General features: G+C 60.2%; 10 protein-coding genes and 1 tRNA gene. 7 read left to right on the plus strand and 4 right to left on the minus strand.

Annotation, left to right across the window (positions count from 1 at the left end):
- Window positions 1-33 precede the first annotated feature (33 nt).
- The gene (gene nudC, locus ACTFPK_RS00535) at window positions 34-1,059 is read left to right on the plus strand and encodes an NAD(+) diphosphatase (protein WP_231366634.1); all 1,026 of its coding nucleotides are present in this window, start codon (window positions 34-36) and stop codon (window positions 1,057-1,059) included.
- A 20-nt stretch (window positions 1,060-1,079) separates the two neighbouring features.
- Here nudC and ACTFPK_RS00540 read toward each other — a convergent pair whose 3' ends face one another.
- On the minus strand, window positions 1,080-1,337 hold the full coding sequence (locus ACTFPK_RS00540; protein ID WP_016441700.1) for a mycoredoxin: 258 nt from the start codon (window positions 1,335-1,337) through the stop codon (window positions 1,080-1,082).
- Between the two features lie 104 nt (window positions 1,338-1,441).
- Here ACTFPK_RS00540 and ACTFPK_RS00545 point away from each other — a divergent pair, with 104 nt between their 5' ends.
- Window positions 1,442-3,436 (plus strand): ATP-dependent helicase, encoded by a 1,995-nt coding sequence (locus ACTFPK_RS00545; RefSeq protein ID WP_016441699.1) that lies wholly within the window; start codon window positions 1,442-1,444, stop codon window positions 3,434-3,436.
- A gap of 26 nt (window positions 3,437-3,462) precedes the next feature.
- On the opposite strand, the gene ACTFPK_RS00550 is transcribed toward ACTFPK_RS00545, so the two are convergent.
- Window positions 3,463-4,521, minus strand: a complete 1,059-nt coding sequence (locus ACTFPK_RS00550) for a hypothetical protein (protein WP_016441698.1) — start codon at window positions 4,519-4,521, stop codon at window positions 3,463-3,465.
- Window positions 4,522-4,700: 179 nt separating this feature from the next.
- Window positions 4,701-6,269, minus strand: coding sequence for a zinc-dependent metalloprotease (locus ACTFPK_RS00555; RefSeq protein ID WP_016441697.1), 1,569 nt, complete (start codon window positions 6,267-6,269; stop codon window positions 4,701-4,703).
- A gap of 238 nt (window positions 6,270-6,507) precedes the next feature.
- On the opposite strand from ACTFPK_RS00555, the gene ACTFPK_RS00560 reads away from it, so the two are divergent.
- The 3 genes from ACTFPK_RS00560 (at window position 6,508) to ACTFPK_RS00570 (ending at window position 12,638) form a co-directional block, all read left to right on the plus strand.
- Window positions 6,508-7,644 carry a YlbL family protein gene (locus ACTFPK_RS00560; RefSeq protein ID WP_439910869.1) on the plus strand — a complete coding sequence of 379 codons (1,137 nt, stop codon included), beginning with the start codon at window positions 6,508-6,510 and terminating at the stop codon, window positions 7,642-7,644.
- A gap of 138 nt (window positions 7,645-7,782) precedes the next feature.
- Window positions 7,783-10,863 (plus strand): UPF0182 family membrane protein, encoded by a 3,081-nt coding sequence (locus tag ACTFPK_RS00565; RefSeq protein ID WP_320756056.1) that lies wholly within the window; start codon window positions 7,783-7,785, stop codon window positions 10,861-10,863.
- Window positions 10,864-11,231: 368 nt separating this feature from the next.
- Entirely contained in the window at window positions 11,232-12,638 is a 1,407-nt protein-coding gene (locus ACTFPK_RS00570) for a Na+/H+ antiporter family protein (protein WP_320756057.1), read from the plus strand.
- 390 nt (window positions 12,639-13,028) lie between these two features.
- On the opposite strand, the gene ACTFPK_RS00575 is transcribed toward ACTFPK_RS00570, so the two are convergent.
- Window positions 13,029-13,102: transfer RNA gene (locus tag ACTFPK_RS00575), tRNA-Met, on the minus strand.
- A gap of 185 nt (window positions 13,103-13,287) precedes the next feature.
- Here ACTFPK_RS00575 and ACTFPK_RS00580 point away from each other — a divergent pair.
- Complete coding sequence (locus ACTFPK_RS00580) at window positions 13,288-14,160, plus strand: LysR family transcriptional regulator (protein ID WP_320756099.1); 873 nt, start codon at window positions 13,288-13,290, stop codon at window positions 14,158-14,160.
- 699 nt (window positions 14,161-14,859) lie between these two features.
- Window positions 14,860-17,031 (plus strand): thrombospondin type 3 repeat-containing protein, encoded by a 2,172-nt coding sequence (locus ACTFPK_RS00585; protein WP_439910870.1) that lies wholly within the window; start codon window positions 14,860-14,862, stop codon window positions 17,029-17,031.
- Window positions 17,032-17,131: the final 100 nt, after the last annotated feature.

Consider the following 17,131-nt stretch of genomic DNA (forward strand, 5'->3'; position numbering starts at 1 on the left):
CAAAATATCGGCGTTCGGCAAGAATCCAGAAGAGTGATATTAGAATTTTGGTGGAAGGGCGACCGGCACGCGGCCGGTTCCGGAAGGGGCACGATGGTGGGGTACGACGGCGATTTAATCCTGGCACGCGGGAATCTGGACCGGGATGAACTTTCCCGAAACGACCCGCAGCGCCTGGCGGAATTGGCGGAAAATGCGGGATATCTGCTTATTTCGGGGTGGGGTGCTGTCCTGGATAATGACGGTGCACCCCTCCTCTTGAGCCGCGGTGAGCTCCCGCGCGCCACCGCGGATTCACCAACTGTTTACCTGGGGAAAGTTGCGGGGCGCCCCTATTTTGCGTGCGATCTCACCACCGTTATCGGCGGTGGGCCCACTCGTGATAACCCGGAAGTGGATGCTCCGGGCTACCGGATTGGCTCGCTGCAAAATTACGCACCGTCCTGGAGCGCGGATATGTCGGCACTGGTGACCGCGGCGGTAGCGATCCTCAATACCTGGCGTGCTACCCGCTGGTGTGCGGTATGCGGCCAGCGCATCACCGTGGATAGCAGCGGCTGGAGCGGGCAGTGCCCGGAAGGCCACGTGGTCTTTCCGCGCACCGACCCGGCCGTCATTATGGCGGTGCTTGATTCGAATGATCGTATTTTGCTGGCGCATAACGCGCGCTGGCCCGCTGGGCGGCACTCCGTACTCGCGGGTTTTGCCGAGGCGGGGGAGTCACTGGAAGCGGCGGTGCGCCGCGAGGTGCGCGAAGAAGTAGGTGTTCCGCTGGGCGAGATAAGCTACTTCGCCAGCCAGCCCTGGCCCTTCCCGCGTTCCCTCATGATCGCCTACGTGGCGCGGGTGGAGCCGGAGGCGGAAGTCCGGGCGGGTGGGGCGGATGCCCTGGTGCGCGTGGACGGGGAAGAAATCGACCATGCCGCCTTCTACAGCGCCGCACAATTAGATGCGGCCCTGCGCGAGGGTAGCCTCACCCTGCCCGGACCTTCCTCGGTGGCCGCGGCTCTCATCACCGAGTGGTACGGACCCGAAATTCGGCCCTATCTGGGCTGGTAATAATTAGCCCGAGTGCCGCTCTAGTTCCCGGGGGAGGCGAGTTCAGCGAGTTTCGCTTGCACTTCTTTCAGGCTCGGATTTGTCAGGGTGGCGCCGTCGGCAAACTCAAGGGTGGGCACCACTTTATTGCCGCCGTTGAGAGCCGCAACCTTGGTGGCCGCGGCCTCATCTTCTTCAATATTCACCGCGTTCCAGGTGATGCCGGCCCGCTTGAGCTGGGCGGAAAGGTTGCGGCAGTAGCCGCACCAGGGCGTTGTATACATTGTGAAATCAGCCATGGAGTGATCTTAAGGTGCGAGATGTTCGGCGCGCCACGGGTTTCGATGAGGGGAAAATTTCTGTCGGGGGCGTGTGGCATCCTGAGAGAGCAAGGAGGAACACGATGGACTCACCCGAGGAATTGCTGGAATTTCTGGATCCGGATCAGCGCGCGGTCGCTACCGCTTTACGCGGTCCGGTGTGCGTGCGTGCCGGGGCGGGCACCGGGAAAACTCGGGCTATTACCTACCGGATCGCCTACGGGGTGCGCAGCGGGGTTTATGCCCCACACAACGTTATGGCGGTTACCTTCACCTCCCGCGCGGCCGGGGAATTACGTTCGCGCCTGCGGGATCTCGGGGTGGGCGCTGTACCCGCCCAAACATTCCACGCCGCCGCGCTGCGCCAACTCTCCTACTTCTGGGGTACCGCGGTGGGGGGCACCATCCCGCGGATCACCGAATCGAAATTCGGGCTGGTCTCCCAGGCTGCCGGCCAGATCGGTCTACCTACCGATAAAGTGAGCATCCGCGATCTCACCGCGGAAATCGAATGGGCTAAAGTCTCGATGATCAGCCCGGATAACTACCCGGAAGCCGCCCTGGCGGCCGGGCGCGGGGAAGTCGCCGGCCAGCTCAGTAGCGATATAGCGCGGCTGGCGAAAACCTATGAAGAAGTGAAAACCGAACGCCGCGTTCTCGATTTCGATGATGTTCTCCTCCTCCTCGTCGGGATCCTGCTGGATCGGGCGGATATCGCTCGCCAGATACGCGAGCAATACCGCCACTTCGTGGTCGATGAATACCAGGATGTTTCCCCCCTCCAACACCGCCTGCTGCAGCTATGGCTGGGGGACCGGAAGGATCTGTGCGTCGTCGGGGATGTTTCCCAGACCATTTACTCCTTCGCTGGCGCATCCTCCTCCTACCTCGCCCGCTTCCAACAGGAATACCCGCGGGCTCGCATTATCGAACTCACCCGTGATTACCGTTCCACCCCGCAAATTGTGGCGGCTGCGAATACCGTTATTGCCGATGATGTTTCGGAAGGCGCGGTGCAGCTGGTCTCCCAGCGCCGCTCCGGGCGCCCTGTTACCTTCCGGGAATACGAATCAGAGGGGGCGGAAGCCGCCGCAGTTGTGAGCGCGATCCAAGCGCTCGCCGCGGAAGGCACCGCGCTCTCGGAGATAGCCATTCTGTATCGCACCAATGCCCAATCGGCGGAATTTGAGGCAGCACTGTCCAAAGCGGGGGTGTCCTACCAGGTGCGCGGGGCGGAAAAGTTCTTCTCGCGCCGTGATGTCCGCGAAGCCATGGTGGCCATGCGCGCCGCGGCACGCTCCGGGGTGCATGGCCCGCTGGCGGATAACGTGCGCACCGTGCTGCGCCAGATGGGGTGGCGGGATGAAGCGCCGGCCACTGCCGGCTCCGCGCGGGAAAAATGGGAAGCCCTCCACGCCCTCATCACTCTCGCGGAGGATATGGAGGATAACCGGGCTGCCTCCATGGCTGATTTCGTGGTGGAACTGGAAGAACGCGCCGCCACCCAGAATGTTCCCGAATTGGAAGGCGTTACGCTTTCCTCCCTGCACGCCGCTAAAGGTTTGGAATGGGAAGCGGTTTTCTTGGTGGGGATGAGCGAAGGACTCATGCCCATTTCCCTCGCGAAGAAACCTGCGGCTATTGAAGAAGAACGCCGCCTCCTCTACGTGGGAATCACCCGGGCTCAAGAATTTTTACAGCTTTCCTATGCCGCCTCCTCCGGGCACCGTTCGGGCCGGAAAGTCTCCCGCTTCCTTACCGGGCTGTGGCCACAATCAGAAGAGGAAGAAACCTCGCGGGCCACCCGCTATCGGCGGCGCTCGCGGGCCGCTGCGGAAGAATTCGCCGCTGACTACCCCGAAGATGTGGCACTCTTTGAGCAACTCGTAGCCTGGCGGGCCCAACGCGCCCAGGCCACCGGCAAACCCGCCTACACAATTTTCCATGACACCACGCTGCGGGCGCTCGCGATAGCAAAACCGCGCAGCATCCACGCACTCGCCCAAATCAAGGGGGTGGGAGCTACAAAACTCGCTATCTACGGGGAGGAAATCCTCGCCCTGCTGGCCGAACACTGAGCGCAAGCGCTCCTGGCCGGTTATTCTTAGGCCGCTGCGGGGCCTGCTTCGCAGGGGCAACGCTCATGCGAGGAAAGCGCAACCCGGTAGGGGTAACCGGGCAGCGGCGGCACTACCCACTGGGTTCCCCGAGCATAGTCCGCTTGCCCACCCAGGGCTACAAGCGCGCTGTGCACCGCGAGCGCTGCCGCGAGGGGTACCCCGGGAGTGAAGGGAGCATTTCCGCGGGTGCTAAATACCTGGGGAGCCAGATAGCGCCAGGCAGGATCCGCGTCCATCGCTGCGAAAAGCAAACACCGAGCACACGGCCCACTCCCCGGAACCACCACCGGGCCCACCCGAATATCAATATCCTCGATATAGGCCAGCAGATAAGGAATGCGCTGCGTTTCCCACGGGGAACACCGCAGCGGATCAGGTAGCTGCAAAGAGGTCACCAGCGCGAGATCGGGACGGCCCCATTCCCAAGCAGGCCCGGCCGGTTGGGCGGCCACGCGATTTCCGCGCCCGGTGGCCGCCGCTTGGTTCGCGTGCTTCGCTTGCTTCGCGGCCCGTTCTATTCCCAGCGGCGTAACCCGATGGGCCTCCGCAGCAACCTCGATGACCGTAGTTCCCCAGCCGCGCTCGCGAAAGTAACTTTGCAGTGCCTGGTGCCGCGCGAATGTACGCCAGCTTGGCCGCCGGAAAATTGGGTGGTCAGTGCCGTGGGGTCTGCTGGTATCCGAGGTGAGAATATAGCCCAGGCCACCGGCAGCAAGAACTGTGCAGATCTCTACCGCCAGGGCATCCAAACGCTCAACGAAAACTGTGCGCCAGGCCAGGTCGGGGGAACCCGGCGGGGAAGTTTCTAGCAAGTCGGAATCCCGAAGCGTGCCCAGAAGCGAGCGTGCCCGCTCCTTGCTCACCGCGCGCCGCTTACACGCATCGAAGAATTCGCTTTCCGTACCGACGGAAGCTAAGGAGGAAACTACCTGCTGTTCCGCCACAGAAAGCCCCGTTAGCCGCAGTGCGACGCGCGGATCAAGACCGATCTGCACTTCATGCGTATCTGACCAGTACACTCCCAGCGGCGAGCGAATCATCATGAGACCACCTTGATAAACACCATGGCCTCAGCATAAAAAGCGCATCGCACCAGCGCGAAAGCCCATCCACAGGCACGGGTATTATCCCCAGAGCTGCCTTAGTTATCCACAGCGGGTTCTTCAGGTCACTCGGGTCTTTCGGGTCCCGCGGGTCACTCGGGGCGCGTGGGTCCTTCAGGTCACTCGGGTTGCTCGGGTCCTTCAGGTCCGGACGTGTCGGTCGTGCTCGAGTCCCCGGTGGCCTGGTGCGGCGTCGTCGTACCGAAACCCGGTTCGTGCGGCGCGTTGCCGAAAGGCGTGCCCCCATCACTATTGCTCAGAAGCTCCGCGAGGAAAGCATCCAGCTCCTCATCCAGCGCGGAGGGTTGTTCCGCGGGGGAGAAGAAACGGTCCGGATCGTCGAGGTGTTCGGGGAGCGGCAGTAAATCGGGGTGCTTCCAGAGCGCGTCGCGCCCCTCCATGCCACGTTCCCGGGCGGCGCGTGCCCAGAAGGCTGCCGCTTCACGCAAACGCCGCGGCGCGATATCGAAACCAACAAGAGGGCCGAAAACGCGGTTCGACGGCGCTTCGGTTACCTCGCGGCGCGTGAGAGCCTCCGACAGCTTCATACTATGGGGAAGCTGGGCCGCCACCGCGGTGCTCGTGACAGCGCTGACCCAGCCCGCCACCAGCGAAACAATATGCTCGAGGCGCTCCAGCGTAGCCTGCTGGGTGGGGGTGCGGGTGAAAGCGAAAACCTCATTCATGTCCAGGTCCGGCATCTGCCCGGACATGAGCTGTTCGGGATCGAGCTGGAGCTCGCGGACCTTCTCCTCGATGGCGTCGGTATCGATGGCGATATCGGCGGCGTAGGCGGCCACGGCGTCAAGAATCGTGCTGCGCAACCACGGTACCTGGGAGAAGAGCCGGGCTGCGGCCTGTTCGCGCACCGCCACGTAGAGCTCAACTTCACGCGCATCCACATCCAAGCCCGCGGCGAATTCCGAAATATTAGCCGGCACCAGCGCGGCCGTTTCGCCCTCCACCAGCGGGAAACCGGCGTCCGCGGTGCCGAAGGAAATGTGGGCGAGTTCCGCGAGCCCTTGGCCGTATTGCATTCCCAGTAACGACGCCGTCATTCCGGAGAGCATCCCCTCCAGCCCGCCGGGAATCCCCCCGAGCATCCCGCCCGATAGCATCTGGCGCATCTCCTCCGGGGCGCGTTCGAGCTGCGCGCTGAGAGCTTCACCGAAAGCCCGCGCGAGGTTCGCACCTACCGGAGCGGTGAGTTTCCGGAAGGTCGGGAGGGAATGAGCGATCCAGTCCAGGCGCGACCACACCTGGTTCGGGCCGCGCGGCGGATCGAAAACCGTGACCGGGTCAAGCCACAAACTTGCCACGTCCATCGCGGAGCGGGCCTGATCACCCGCGGCGGCGGTGGGAAGCCCCGGCCCGGATTTATTCACGGTATCCCGGGCGACCTGCTCCCCGATTTTCCAATTGACCGGCCCCTCACCCGAGGAACCGAGCATGGCGCGGATCTGATTCATCACCAGCCCGATATCAGCCGGCAGGCCCGCGCCGGCCGCGCCGCCCATCCCGGGAAGCCCGGGGAACGCTCCGCTGCCCGTGCCGGTGCCAGTGCCGTTCCCGGATGTTGCATCGCCGCCGGGGGCGAGGGACCGCAGGATTTCCTCGGCCGCCTCATCGCCGAGGACTGCCCGCAGCATCTTTTCCCATTCGTCACGCGGCTGTGAATTCTCAGTCATTCTTCTCCTCGAGGTCCACCACTAAGCCTAAAACACCGCGGGCCCGCGCGGGTAGGCGCCTCCGCCCCTGGCGCAGGAGCCGGGGCCCGCGCGGTACCGGCACGCTGTCGTGAACGGCGGGATAGGCGAACGGCGGGATAGGCGAGCGGTGGGATAGGCGAGCGGCGGGACACGTGAGCAGCGGGACACGTGAGCAGCGGTAGGACTGAGCCGCGCGATCAGGCATGATGGAGAGGTGATGAAAAAACGTGGTCAGGCAGGTAGTCCCCGTTCCGCGCGCCGCAATTCTCGGGCCGCGCGCCGCAGCGGCTTTATTTTTGCGAGCCTGGCGGTCCTCGCCCTTCTGCTCCCGGGTGCCTACACGGTGGAAATGGCCGGCCCCGCCCTTGACGTAACCGGGGAGGTGGCCGGTACCCGACTGGTCAGCGTGGAGGGTGTGCCTACCTATCCCACCGATACCCAGCTGTATATGACCACGGTGTCCGCGGCGGGGAACCCCGAGGCGGGAACCCTGGGCGCGCACGCCCTGTGGGCGCTGGTCGATCAGGAATCCCAGCTACTGCCGGTGCGCCTGCTCTACCCGCCCACGCTTTCCAGCGCGGAAGACGATGCCCGCAATGCTGAACTTATGAATAACTCCCAAACCGTCGCGGCCGGAGTTGCTTTGGAAAAGGCCGGCCACCACGTCACCATGAAGCTGCGGGTGGCGGACATTCCGGAAGGCTCCCCGGCGGCCGGTCAGCTTGAAGCAGACGATATTATTACCGGCATTGCTGCCCCGGGCACCGCACCCACCACCGTCTCCACTTTCGGGGAACTTTCGAAAGTCCTGCACGCTACCGAACCGGGGAGCACCGTCACGGTTTCCTACCAGCGCGGCGGCGAAGCCGGCACCACAACAATTATTACCGCGCCCTTCCCGCCGGATGAAACCGGCTGGATCCACCCCGGCTCCCTGCTGGGAGTGTCCCTCGCTGTTGAGGACGTGCAGCTCCCGGCCACCGTCACCTACGCGGTGGAAGGCATCGGCGGGCCCTCGGCCGGCCTCATATTTGCGCTGGGCATGTACGACGAACTCACTCCCGGCTCCCTGGGCGGCAGTGCCGTTATTGCCGGCACCGGCACCCTCGCTTTCAACGGGGAGGTGGGGCCCATCGGCGGAATCCAGCACAAGATCGTGGGGGCGCGCGAGCGGGGCGCCACCGATTTCCTCGCCCCGGCCGCGAATTGCGGGGAAACAATCGGGTACGAACCGGAAGGCTTACGTATCTGGGCGGTCCGGAATTTTGACGACGCCGCAGCTGCCGTCCGGGCCATCGGCGCGGGGCGTACCCCGAAACTCCCCACCTGCCAGGATATGGCTGCGGGCCGGTAGGGGCGTGTTCGCGGGCGGCGTCGTCGTACCAAAAAACCGTTGACGCACGCGCGATTCTCAGCTTTTTCCGCTATGTTTGATAGGGAATAGTGATGGCCGGGCGCACCCCTGCGCCGCGGAAGAAGTTGAGGATTTCGTTTGAGTACAACCGCACATCCCCGTTTGAGGCGGGAGACGCCGGGAGCTTTTTGGTGGACACTGGGTGTTCTCGCCATTCTGCTCGTGGCGCTCGTCGTCGGATCGGGCGTTTACACCGACGTTAAATGGTACGAACAAATCGGCGCGGCTCGCGTGTTCTGGACCCAATGGGGCTGGACCATCGCGCTGGGCACCATTGGCACCCTCCTGGTTGCCATTGTGCTGTGGCTGAATTTCCGCCTCGCGCGCACAAAAGATGAGGGCATCCAGGCCCCCAGCGTCGCGGGCTACCGCAAGGCGGCGGAAAAGTACCGCTGGGCCACCAACCTGGGCCTGCCGCTGCTCGCCGGCCTGATTTTCGGCGCGCCGCTGGCGGGTGAATGGCGCACCTACCTCATGTGGATTTTCCGTACGCCTTTCGGGGATACGGATCCGCAGTTCGGGCGCGATGTGGCCTTCTACGTCTTCACGCTCCCGGTGCTGCAATCAGCGTTGAGCTTCGCGATTACCCTGCTGGTGATCGGGGCGATCGGTGCGGTGCTGGGCCATTACCTCTACGGCGGGGTCACGGTGGATTCGGGCAAGGTGCGGGTACGCAACCGGGCTCGGGTGCATTTCTCCGTGCTGGGGCTGCTGGCCTTTATCCTGGTGGCTGCCTACTTCTGGTTGAGTCGCTACACCCTGCTGCTGTCCAATAATGATCGTTTCTCCGGGGCGTCCTATACGGATATTAACGCCAAGCTGCCCGGGCTCACGATCCTCGCGATTACCTTCCTGGCTATCGCGGTGCTTTTCGTGATTTCGGCGCTGCGCGGTTCCTGGCGGATTATTACCGCCGGGCTGGTGGTGGCCCTGGTCACCGGGGCCACGGTGGGCTGGGCCTGGCCGGCACTGGTGGAGCGCTTCCGGGTCACCCCGAACGCTATCGAGATGGAAACACCGTATATTGACCGCAATATTTCGGCCACTCTCAAGGCATACGGCCTGGATAACGTGGAGACCATTCCCTATAACGCCCGCACCGATGCGGAAGCCGGGCAGCTGCGCAATGACGCGGAATCCACCGCGCAAATCCGTCTCCTCGACCCGAATATTGTGTCCCCCACCTTCAACCAAATGCAGCAGAACCGCCAGTACTACGGTTTCGCCTCCCAGCTGGCGGTGGATCGCTACAACCTCAATAAGACGGACCGGGATACCGTGATCGCGGTGCGAGAACTCAACCTGGACGGCCTGGGCCCGGACCAGCGCAACTGGGTCAATGACCATACGGTCTACACCCACGGCTACGGCGTGGTGGCTGCCTACGGTAATACCACTTCCGCCTCCGGCGCCCCGCAATTCCTCCAGTACGGTATTCCCTCCCAAGGTGAGCTGGGCGAATATGAGCCGCGCGTGTACTTCGGGCAGAACAGCCCCGAATACTCCATCGTGGGGGCTCCGGAAGGCACCGCGCCCTGGGAAATTGACTATCCCTCCGATGCCGCGGAAGGCTCGCAGGTTCTCAATACCTACACCGGCGACGGCGGCCCCTCGGTCGGGAACTTCTTTGACAAACTCATGTTTGCCATCAAGTTCCGCTCCACGGATATTTTCTTCTCCGATCGTGTGACTTCCGAATCGCAGATTCTTTTCAATCGCGACCCGCACGAGCGGGTGCGCAAGGTGGCCCCCTACCTCACGCTTGATTCCAAGGCTTACCCGGCCGTAGTGGATATGGACGGGGATCCGGCCACTCCTAAGCGCCTCGTGTGGATTATCGACGGGTACACCACCTCGAATAACTATCCTTATTCGGCGCGGGAATCCCTGGCCGCGGCCACCACGGACGCCCTCAACTCGCGCGGCATGTACGGGGCGGCCTCCGGCCAAGACGTCAATTACATCCGTAACTCCGTCAAGACGGTTGTGGATGCCTATGACGGTTCGGTTTCCCTCTACAAGTGGGATGAGAAAGACCCGATCCTGCGGGCCTGGGAGTCAATCTTCCCGGGTATGGTGCAGCCGATGGACAAGATGTCCGGTGATCTCATGGCGCATGTGCGCTACCCGGAGGACCTGTTCAAGACGCAGCGTTCGCTGCTGACCCGCTACCACGTCAAGGACCCGGCCTCCTTCTACTCCGGTGGTGACTTCTGGAATGTTCCGAACGAACCGGCGGTGGATACCGCTGGGGCTAGCGGGATCGCCGCGGCGCAAACCGATAGCAAGCAGCCGCCCTACTACCTGACGTTGCAGATGCCGGGCCAGGATTCCGCGGAATTCTCCCTATCCACGGGCTATATCCCGGGCGGGCAGACGGATCGCAATATTATGACCGGTTTCTTCGCGGTGGATTCCAATGCGGGATCCACGCCGGGGGAGAAACGCGAGGGGTACGGCAAGCTGCGGCTCCTCGAGCTGCCGCGCGACCTCACGGTACCCGGCCCGGGCCAGGCGCAGAATAACTTCCTTTCCGACCAGAATGTTTCCCGCGCGCTCAACCTGCTGCGTTCGGGTGGTACCACGGTGCGGATGGGTAATCTGCTCACGCTCCCGGTGGGCGGTGGCATGCTCTACGTGCAACCGGTTTATGTGCAGGCTTCGCAGGGCACCACCTACCCACTCATGCAGTACGTGCTCACTGCTTTCGGTGATGGGAATATCGGATTCGCGCCCACCCTGGAAGAGGCTCTCAACCAGACTTTCGGGGGTGATTCGGGTGCCCAGGCCGGGGACGCCGGATTGCAGAACGTCAAGGAAGATATTTCCGCCGGTGATGGCAAGGCGCCCGCGGCGGGCACGCCCGGTACTACCCCGGGCGCCGCGCCTACTCCCGGTACGACGACGCCCGCCCAACCCGCGCCCCAGCAGCCCAGCGCTGCACCGGGTGCCGCGGCTCCCGCTCCGGCTCCGGCCGCGGGTGGCACCCCGCAGGAGCGTTTGGATGCCGCGCTGCAGAGCATGAAGCAGGCGGTGGGTCAGGCAGATAGCGCGATGAAGAGCGGGGATTGGGCGGCCTACGGGCAGGCCCAGAAGAACCTGCAGACCGCGCTGGATCAGGCCATCGCAGCTCAGAAGGAGCTGGAAGGAGCTAAGTAAGTCCGCTTAGGGCATCCCGGTAGCTGGGCAGGGCCTGACCCTGCGGCGGGACTGATCCTGTGGCGGGACTGATCCCGGCCATGCTCCTCTCACGTGGCGGCCACCCGAGAACGGGTGGCCGCCACTGGCGTCTCCGGGAGCGGGAGCCGGGTGGAAGGGCTAGCCGCCCGAGTGGTTATTCATGGGTTGAGCTGGGCTATTGCTGCGCGGCGTCGTCGATAAAAATACGGTACGCGGGCAACGGAGCCGCAGCGAAACGGCACCAGGGCGGTCGTGGCACGCGGCCGGTAGTGCAAGTAATAATAGAAAAGCTGCGCATTTATGGATACTTATCCAGCGGGCGCCCCAGTCTGGGTATATTCAGCTTTATGAATGCTGTTGTGGTGGCTGTTTGTTTGATGCTCCTCCTCGCGGTACTTCGTGTGCACGTGGTACTGGCTCTGTTTATCGGCGCGCTCGCCGGTGGTTTACTCAGCGGGATGGGCCTGGAAGGGACCATGGTGGCCTTCCAGGAAGGCCTGGGTGCCGGGGCGAAAATTGCGCTCTCCTACGCGCTGCTCGGTGCTTTCGCGATGGCGGTGGCCCACTCGGGGCTTCCGAATCTGCTGGCGCAGTGGATGCTCGGCCATCTGCGCAGTTCTGACGGGAGGGGCGCTCGCAAGCGTGCCTTCACCCGCTGGGCCATGCTAGCCGGGATCTGCGCGATGGCGGTGATGAGCCAGAACCTCATCCCGGTGCATATTGCTTTTATTCCGCTGCTTATCCCACCGCTCCTGGTGGTTATGAATAATCTGCGCCTGGATAGGCGGGCGGTGGCGTGTGCACTCACGTTCGGACTGGTGACCACCTACATGTTCCTCCCTATCGGTTTCGGGAAGATCTTCCTTACCGATATTCTGCTGGGGAATATCGCGAAGGCCGGGATGGACGTGAGCGGTATTAACGTGATGAGCGCGATGGCGATTCCGGCGGCGGGTATGGTGGTCGGTCTGCTGCTCGCGGTTTTCGTGACGTATCGTAAGCCGCGCGAGTATCGGGACGTGGCGGTAGATGCGAGTGCCGCGGGTGCTGCGGGTGCTAGTGCGAACGGCGCGGGTGATGCGAGCGGCGCGGGTGCCGGCGCGACCCCGGCTATTTCCCGCTACCGCATCGTGGTCTCATTGGTGGCGATTCTGGTGTGCTTCGGGATCCAGCTGATTCTCAATGCGGTGGACTCGGATGCTGATGCGCTGTTGGTGGGTGCGCTGGTGGGTCTGTGCGTTTTCATTTTCTCCCGCGCCATCAAGCTGCACGAGGCCGACGATGTCTTCACTGGCGGCATGAAAATGATGGCTCTTATCGGCTTTATTATGATTAGCGCCCAGGGCTTCGCGAATGTCATGAGCGAGAGCGGGCAGATCGAACCACTTGTGAACGCTACCGCGGCGATGTTCGGGAGTAATAAGGCGATGGCTTCGCTGGCCATGCTACTTGTTGGCCTGCTGGTGACGATGGGGATTGGTTCATCTTTCTCCACGCTGCCGATTATTGCGGCGATCTACGTGCCCCTGTGTGTCACGTTGGGTTTCTCCCCGCTGGCCACCGTTTCGATTATCGGCACGGCCGGTGCGCTGGGAGATGCTGGTTCGCCTGCCTCGGATTCCACCTTAGGGCCGACGGCGGGGCTCAACGCAGACGGCCAGCATGACCATATCCGCGACTCGGTCATCCCCACCTTTATCCATTTCAATATCCCGCTGCTCATCGCAGGATGGATTGCTTCGCTGGTGCTGTAGCGGGTGAGGCGAGGCCAACAGCGTGCCCATGATTCCCACTCGTTACAGGAGTAACAGCAGTCCCGGCGGGGTGGGGGTTCTTTTTCCGAGCTGTACTTCGCCTGTACAACATGTGAAGTACAGCTTTGAAAAATATACCCGTCCTCCCGCCGGTCGGGATGCTCAGCGTTTAGATGCGCTTGGGTATACAGGCCGTAAGCACGAGGATGGTACGAGATACCGGAGGTTCTTACCGCCTTCCTGGCATATCAGGAGTCATAAGGAACTTCGGACGTAGCCGGTTTCCTAGAGATTTTAAGGGAACTCGTAGATAAGTAAATGTGCGTTCGCTGGGGGGGGTATGACAAGAGTGCCTGACCGGTGTTCTACCTGGTCAGGCACTCTCTTTCGTGGCGGGGAGAGGATTTGAACCTCTGACCTCCGGGTTATGAGCCCGGCGAGCTACCGAACTGCTCCACCCCGCGGCGACTGTTCTACTATACACGTCCACCCTTTATGATGCAAGTATGATCCCCGTCTCCGTGAGGTGAGTGTGCTGTTGGTGTGAAAATTTATTCGAGATGTTAGGTGTGTAGCGCGGATTTCACGAAATTCAGTAGTATAAGTAAACTAACTAAAGTCAAGATATGCACATACTGATGGAGGTGTGGTGAAGCTGCAGCATCTGGAGGCCTTTGTCGTGGTCGCGAGGGTCGGATCAATTAAAGAAGCTGCCGTTGAACTGAACTGCAGTCAGCCCTCGGTTACGAAGCAGATTCGCGAATTAGAAAAGACACTGGGGCAAGAGCTCCTCGACCGGTCTGGACGCGGAATACGGCTTACTCCTGTAGGGGTGCTGTTTGCGGGCAGGGCCCGAGAGATTCTTAGTCTGTCTCAGCGTACGGTCGAAGAATTCAGCATGTTACACGGCGATATTGGTGGGCATGTGGTCGTGGGTACCGTTGAAAGTGCGGCCGTTATGGATGTTGCTCACGCGATTAAACGAGTGCGGGATAAGCATCCTGGCGTTGGTGTAACACTACGTAGGATACGTAGAGAGACCATTTTGCAAAAACTTGCGAGTAACGCGTTGTCTTTTGCTGTCGCTCCAGATTCCTGGGATCTAGCAGGGTATGAGCGGCTTTCCTTGCCAACGGCAGATCGATGGGGGATTCTGGTTCCTGCTGCGTCTTCTCTTGCCGCTAAGGAAAGCGTGACTGTAGAAGATCTTGAAGGCCTTCCGCTCATTTGTCCGGATGATAGTGTGGGTCATCGACTGTTGGCTCGTTGGTTGGACGACCATGGCGATCAATGCCAAATTATTTATGATGTCGTCTACCATGCACCACAATTAGTTGACGCCGGGGTTGGTTATGCCATTATCAATGACTGCTCGGCCGGCCGGTGTTCACCGCTCGGTTTAGTATTCGTTCCGTTAGCCCCATTGACCCGCTCGCGTACGAGCCTGGTATGGGATCCGAGTCGCGCACTAACCCGCGTGGAACTTGCGTTCTTGGAAGAGGTTCGCGGGATCGGTGCGTAGGTAAGGCGGTAGTTCGTACGCAACCATGAAAGTCCGCGACCATCGATATTTAATAGAATATACGTTAATTATGTAAATGGGACAGTTTCTATCCCGCGATTGAAATATAGTTAAATGTCGATGTGGGGTGTATGTGGAGGTTGGGTAGATAGTTATTTGCGTCATATTTTGCTGGGAAATTTCTTGCGGAAGACCTTTAAATAGGTAGAAAGTCCTCCCTCCTTGCGGGGGTATTAGGGTGAAACGCCAGGTCAGAATCGTAATCGTGCGATTAATAAAATCTCATTAAATCCAAAAATTGCAATTTATAGTTATGTTACGATTCTGAATGATTTAGCTGGTGTGGCGCGTTACTTATTGTGTTTTGGTGATGCTCAGGCGCATCTCTTTCACATAATTCACCTAAGTGGCGATATGCGCACCCGCAAGTCATCCGATTATCTACCAATGGAGAAAAGATGTCTCACTACACGGGGGTGCCTAAATCGGCACCCGGCATTTTCACTCCGGCTGGCACGCGAACGCGGGGGGGGTGCTCTCCGTAAGAAACTGTGGGCCGGTATCACGGCTGCAGCGCTATGTCTGAGTCTCACCCCTACATTTAGTGCGCCTTCTGCGCAAGCTTATGAACTGGAGCGGTCAGACGGAGTACTCGGTGAAATTAAAAGCTCGGTATATGGCCGAGTTTTTCTTGACCGGGTGGGGAATGTTGCTACTTTCAATAATGGTGATGAAGGACTAGCTGGCGTAAAGGTTTACGCGCAGTGGGTTGACTTTAATAATAAAAAGCTGAAGGGTGCTGTCTCGCCGGTCTATTGGACCGAAACTAAAGCCGATGGCAAGTATTCGATCAAGCTCCCTAATTGGACGGACGCACTTGGTATCGAGCATGAGTGGAAAGCTCAGGCAGGGCAAGGCTTGCGTATTTGGTCCGATAACCCCGATAAAACCAAGTACGTCAATTCATTTGTCGAATCCGACGGCGTATTTGTTCGTAACGGGACGGTGCAGCGTTATGTAGGTACGTGGAATGCATGGCCACAGTCCGCTGCGGAGAACTTCAATATTTCATATCAGGAGCGCCCGCAAATTAGCGAGATGTTCCCGGATGAGAGCACCTGGAAGGAAACCACCAACCAGGAAAATGGTGGCTGGGTTTCGGGTCGTGTTTTCTATGACCAGAGGAATGTGTTTGGTGCACCTAAGGCGGTGCGCATGTTCCAAGACAGCTTTGGTGATGTTGCAGTACCTGGCGTTAAAGTGGTCGGCGCTTACGTTCAAGACGGAGTCGCGAAACTCTTCGACGAATGGAAGAAGAATCACAACGGCTATACTCGCGAGCAGTTTAAAGCTGCGCAGCGTGAAATTATGGCGAAGTATGAGCAGGATACGGGCAAGAGTGCTATTGCTGAAACTTCATATGCTGTGACTGATGCGCAGGGACGTTATCACATCCAGTTCCAGGGCCTGTGGGGTGACTCTTACAGCTACAAGGGAATAGTAAATGCTGGGCAACACGGTGATCCGGTTCCCGAAGGTGCGAGCGCTTCGTGGCTCAAGGGTAACCTCAAGTCGCGACACGTTAACGTCGAATATATGTACGTTGCTCCCGTTCTTCCTGATGGAGTAGGGGGCGCCCTTGATAACTTCCCGGATAACTTGTATCAATACGGTGCCCAGGTTGTTGACTATGCTACCGACGGCGCTATGAGCAATATTAGGGATCAGGATTTTGCCCTTCGTATGGAAGATCGCGATTTCCAGGTTCTGGAATACAACCAGACCACTAAGCCTGCGGCTCCTGGCGTGACGGTCGAAACGAAGGCTACCGGTTTTGTTCCCTCGAGCGGTCACGAAATCGTGTGGACGGATTTCGAGGGTAACGAGGTGCATAAGTGCATCTCGAACTCCTCTAATCTGGGAGTTGTAAACTCGTGTCCTCTCACGGTTCCGGCTGATCTCGATCATGACGAAATCTACACGGCAACGATCTATCCTGAAGGATCGCGCGATACTGCGCTAGCAAAGGACGCGTTCGCTGCGAAGCCCACTCCAGAGTACAAGCACACCTTGGTCGATCTCGACACGACCGAGACTGTTGCTTCGCCGCTCCATAAGGAGAACGGGACCAAGCCGCGAGACGCGAAGTACGCGCCTCTAGAGGATAACGCGAAGATTCCGGCGGACCTTCTTGCTGATGTTGACCAGAACAAGGTGAAGATTGGCCAGCAGCCCTGGGCGACGGTTAATGAGGACGGAACCATCTCGCTTGCGCCGAAGAAGGGTCAAGCCGAACCGGGTGAATATCTCATTCCAGTTAAGATGACCACCCCGACGGGCGAAAAGATTCTCCTTGCTCCGATCACGGTGCGCGATCCGAATGCCGACGGTGACAACGATGGCACTCCAGATCTGAAGGATCAGTGCCCCACGGTTGCTGGGCCGGCTTCTAATAATGGTTGCCCGGCTTGGGGTGATGGTGATGGTAAGCCTGGCGCGGATGTGACGCTTGCGAAGGATCCGGCTAATGGGCCGATTCCGGATACGGCTACGTGTGAAGCTTCCAATGGTGCTACTTGTTCCTTTGATGGGGACGGGAACGTTGTTGTGAAGGTTCCTGGTGACGCGAAGGATAAGGACGAGATTACTGTCACGGTCAAGGATGGTGACAAGGTCTTCGATACGTCGAAGGTGACTGTCACTGATCCGGATACTGATGGTGATACTGTCCCGGATTCGCTTGATCAGTGCCCCACGGTTGCTGGGCCGGCTTCTAATAATGGTTGCCCGGCTTGGGGTGATGGTGATGGTAAGCCTGGAGTTCGATGGTTTAACAATTATGGAACAGCGTCAAGCGGTTTTAAGCAATAATGTCCAATAAACAGTCCGCAGCCCCGGCCAGTGTGAATGTCACTATGCAGGAAGTATGCGGCGACGAAGGTGTGGCTCGCGCGGTGCTTTGCGAGTAGAA

The sequence above is a fragment of the Actinotignum sp. UMB0459 genome (genome assembly GCF_051905915.1).
Lineage (GTDB): Bacteria > Actinomycetota > Actinomycetes > Actinomycetales > Actinomycetaceae > Actinotignum > Actinotignum sanguinis.

Coding starts and splice junctions, on each gene's coding strand:
- ACTFPK_RS00540 (WP_016441700.1), bottom strand. CDS start 1,337: ATGGCTGATTTCACAATGTATACAACGCCCTGGTGCGGCTACTGCCGC.
- ACTFPK_RS00545 (WP_016441699.1), top strand. CDS start 1,442: ATGGACTCACCCGAGGAATTGCTGGAATTTCTGGATCCGGATCAGCGC.
- ACTFPK_RS00550 (WP_016441698.1), bottom strand. CDS start 4,521: ATGATGATTCGCTCGCCGCTGGGAGTGTACTGGTCAGATACGCATGAA.
- ACTFPK_RS00555 (WP_016441697.1), bottom strand. CDS start 6,269: ATGACTGAGAATTCACAGCCGCGTGACGAATGGGAAAAGATGCTGCGG.
- ACTFPK_RS00560 (WP_439910869.1), top strand. CDS start 6,508: ATGAAAAAACGTGGTCAGGCAGGTAGTCCCCGTTCCGCGCGCCGCAAT.
- ACTFPK_RS00570 (WP_320756057.1), top strand. CDS start 11,232: ATGAATGCTGTTGTGGTGGCTGTTTGTTTGATGCTCCTCCTCGCGGTA.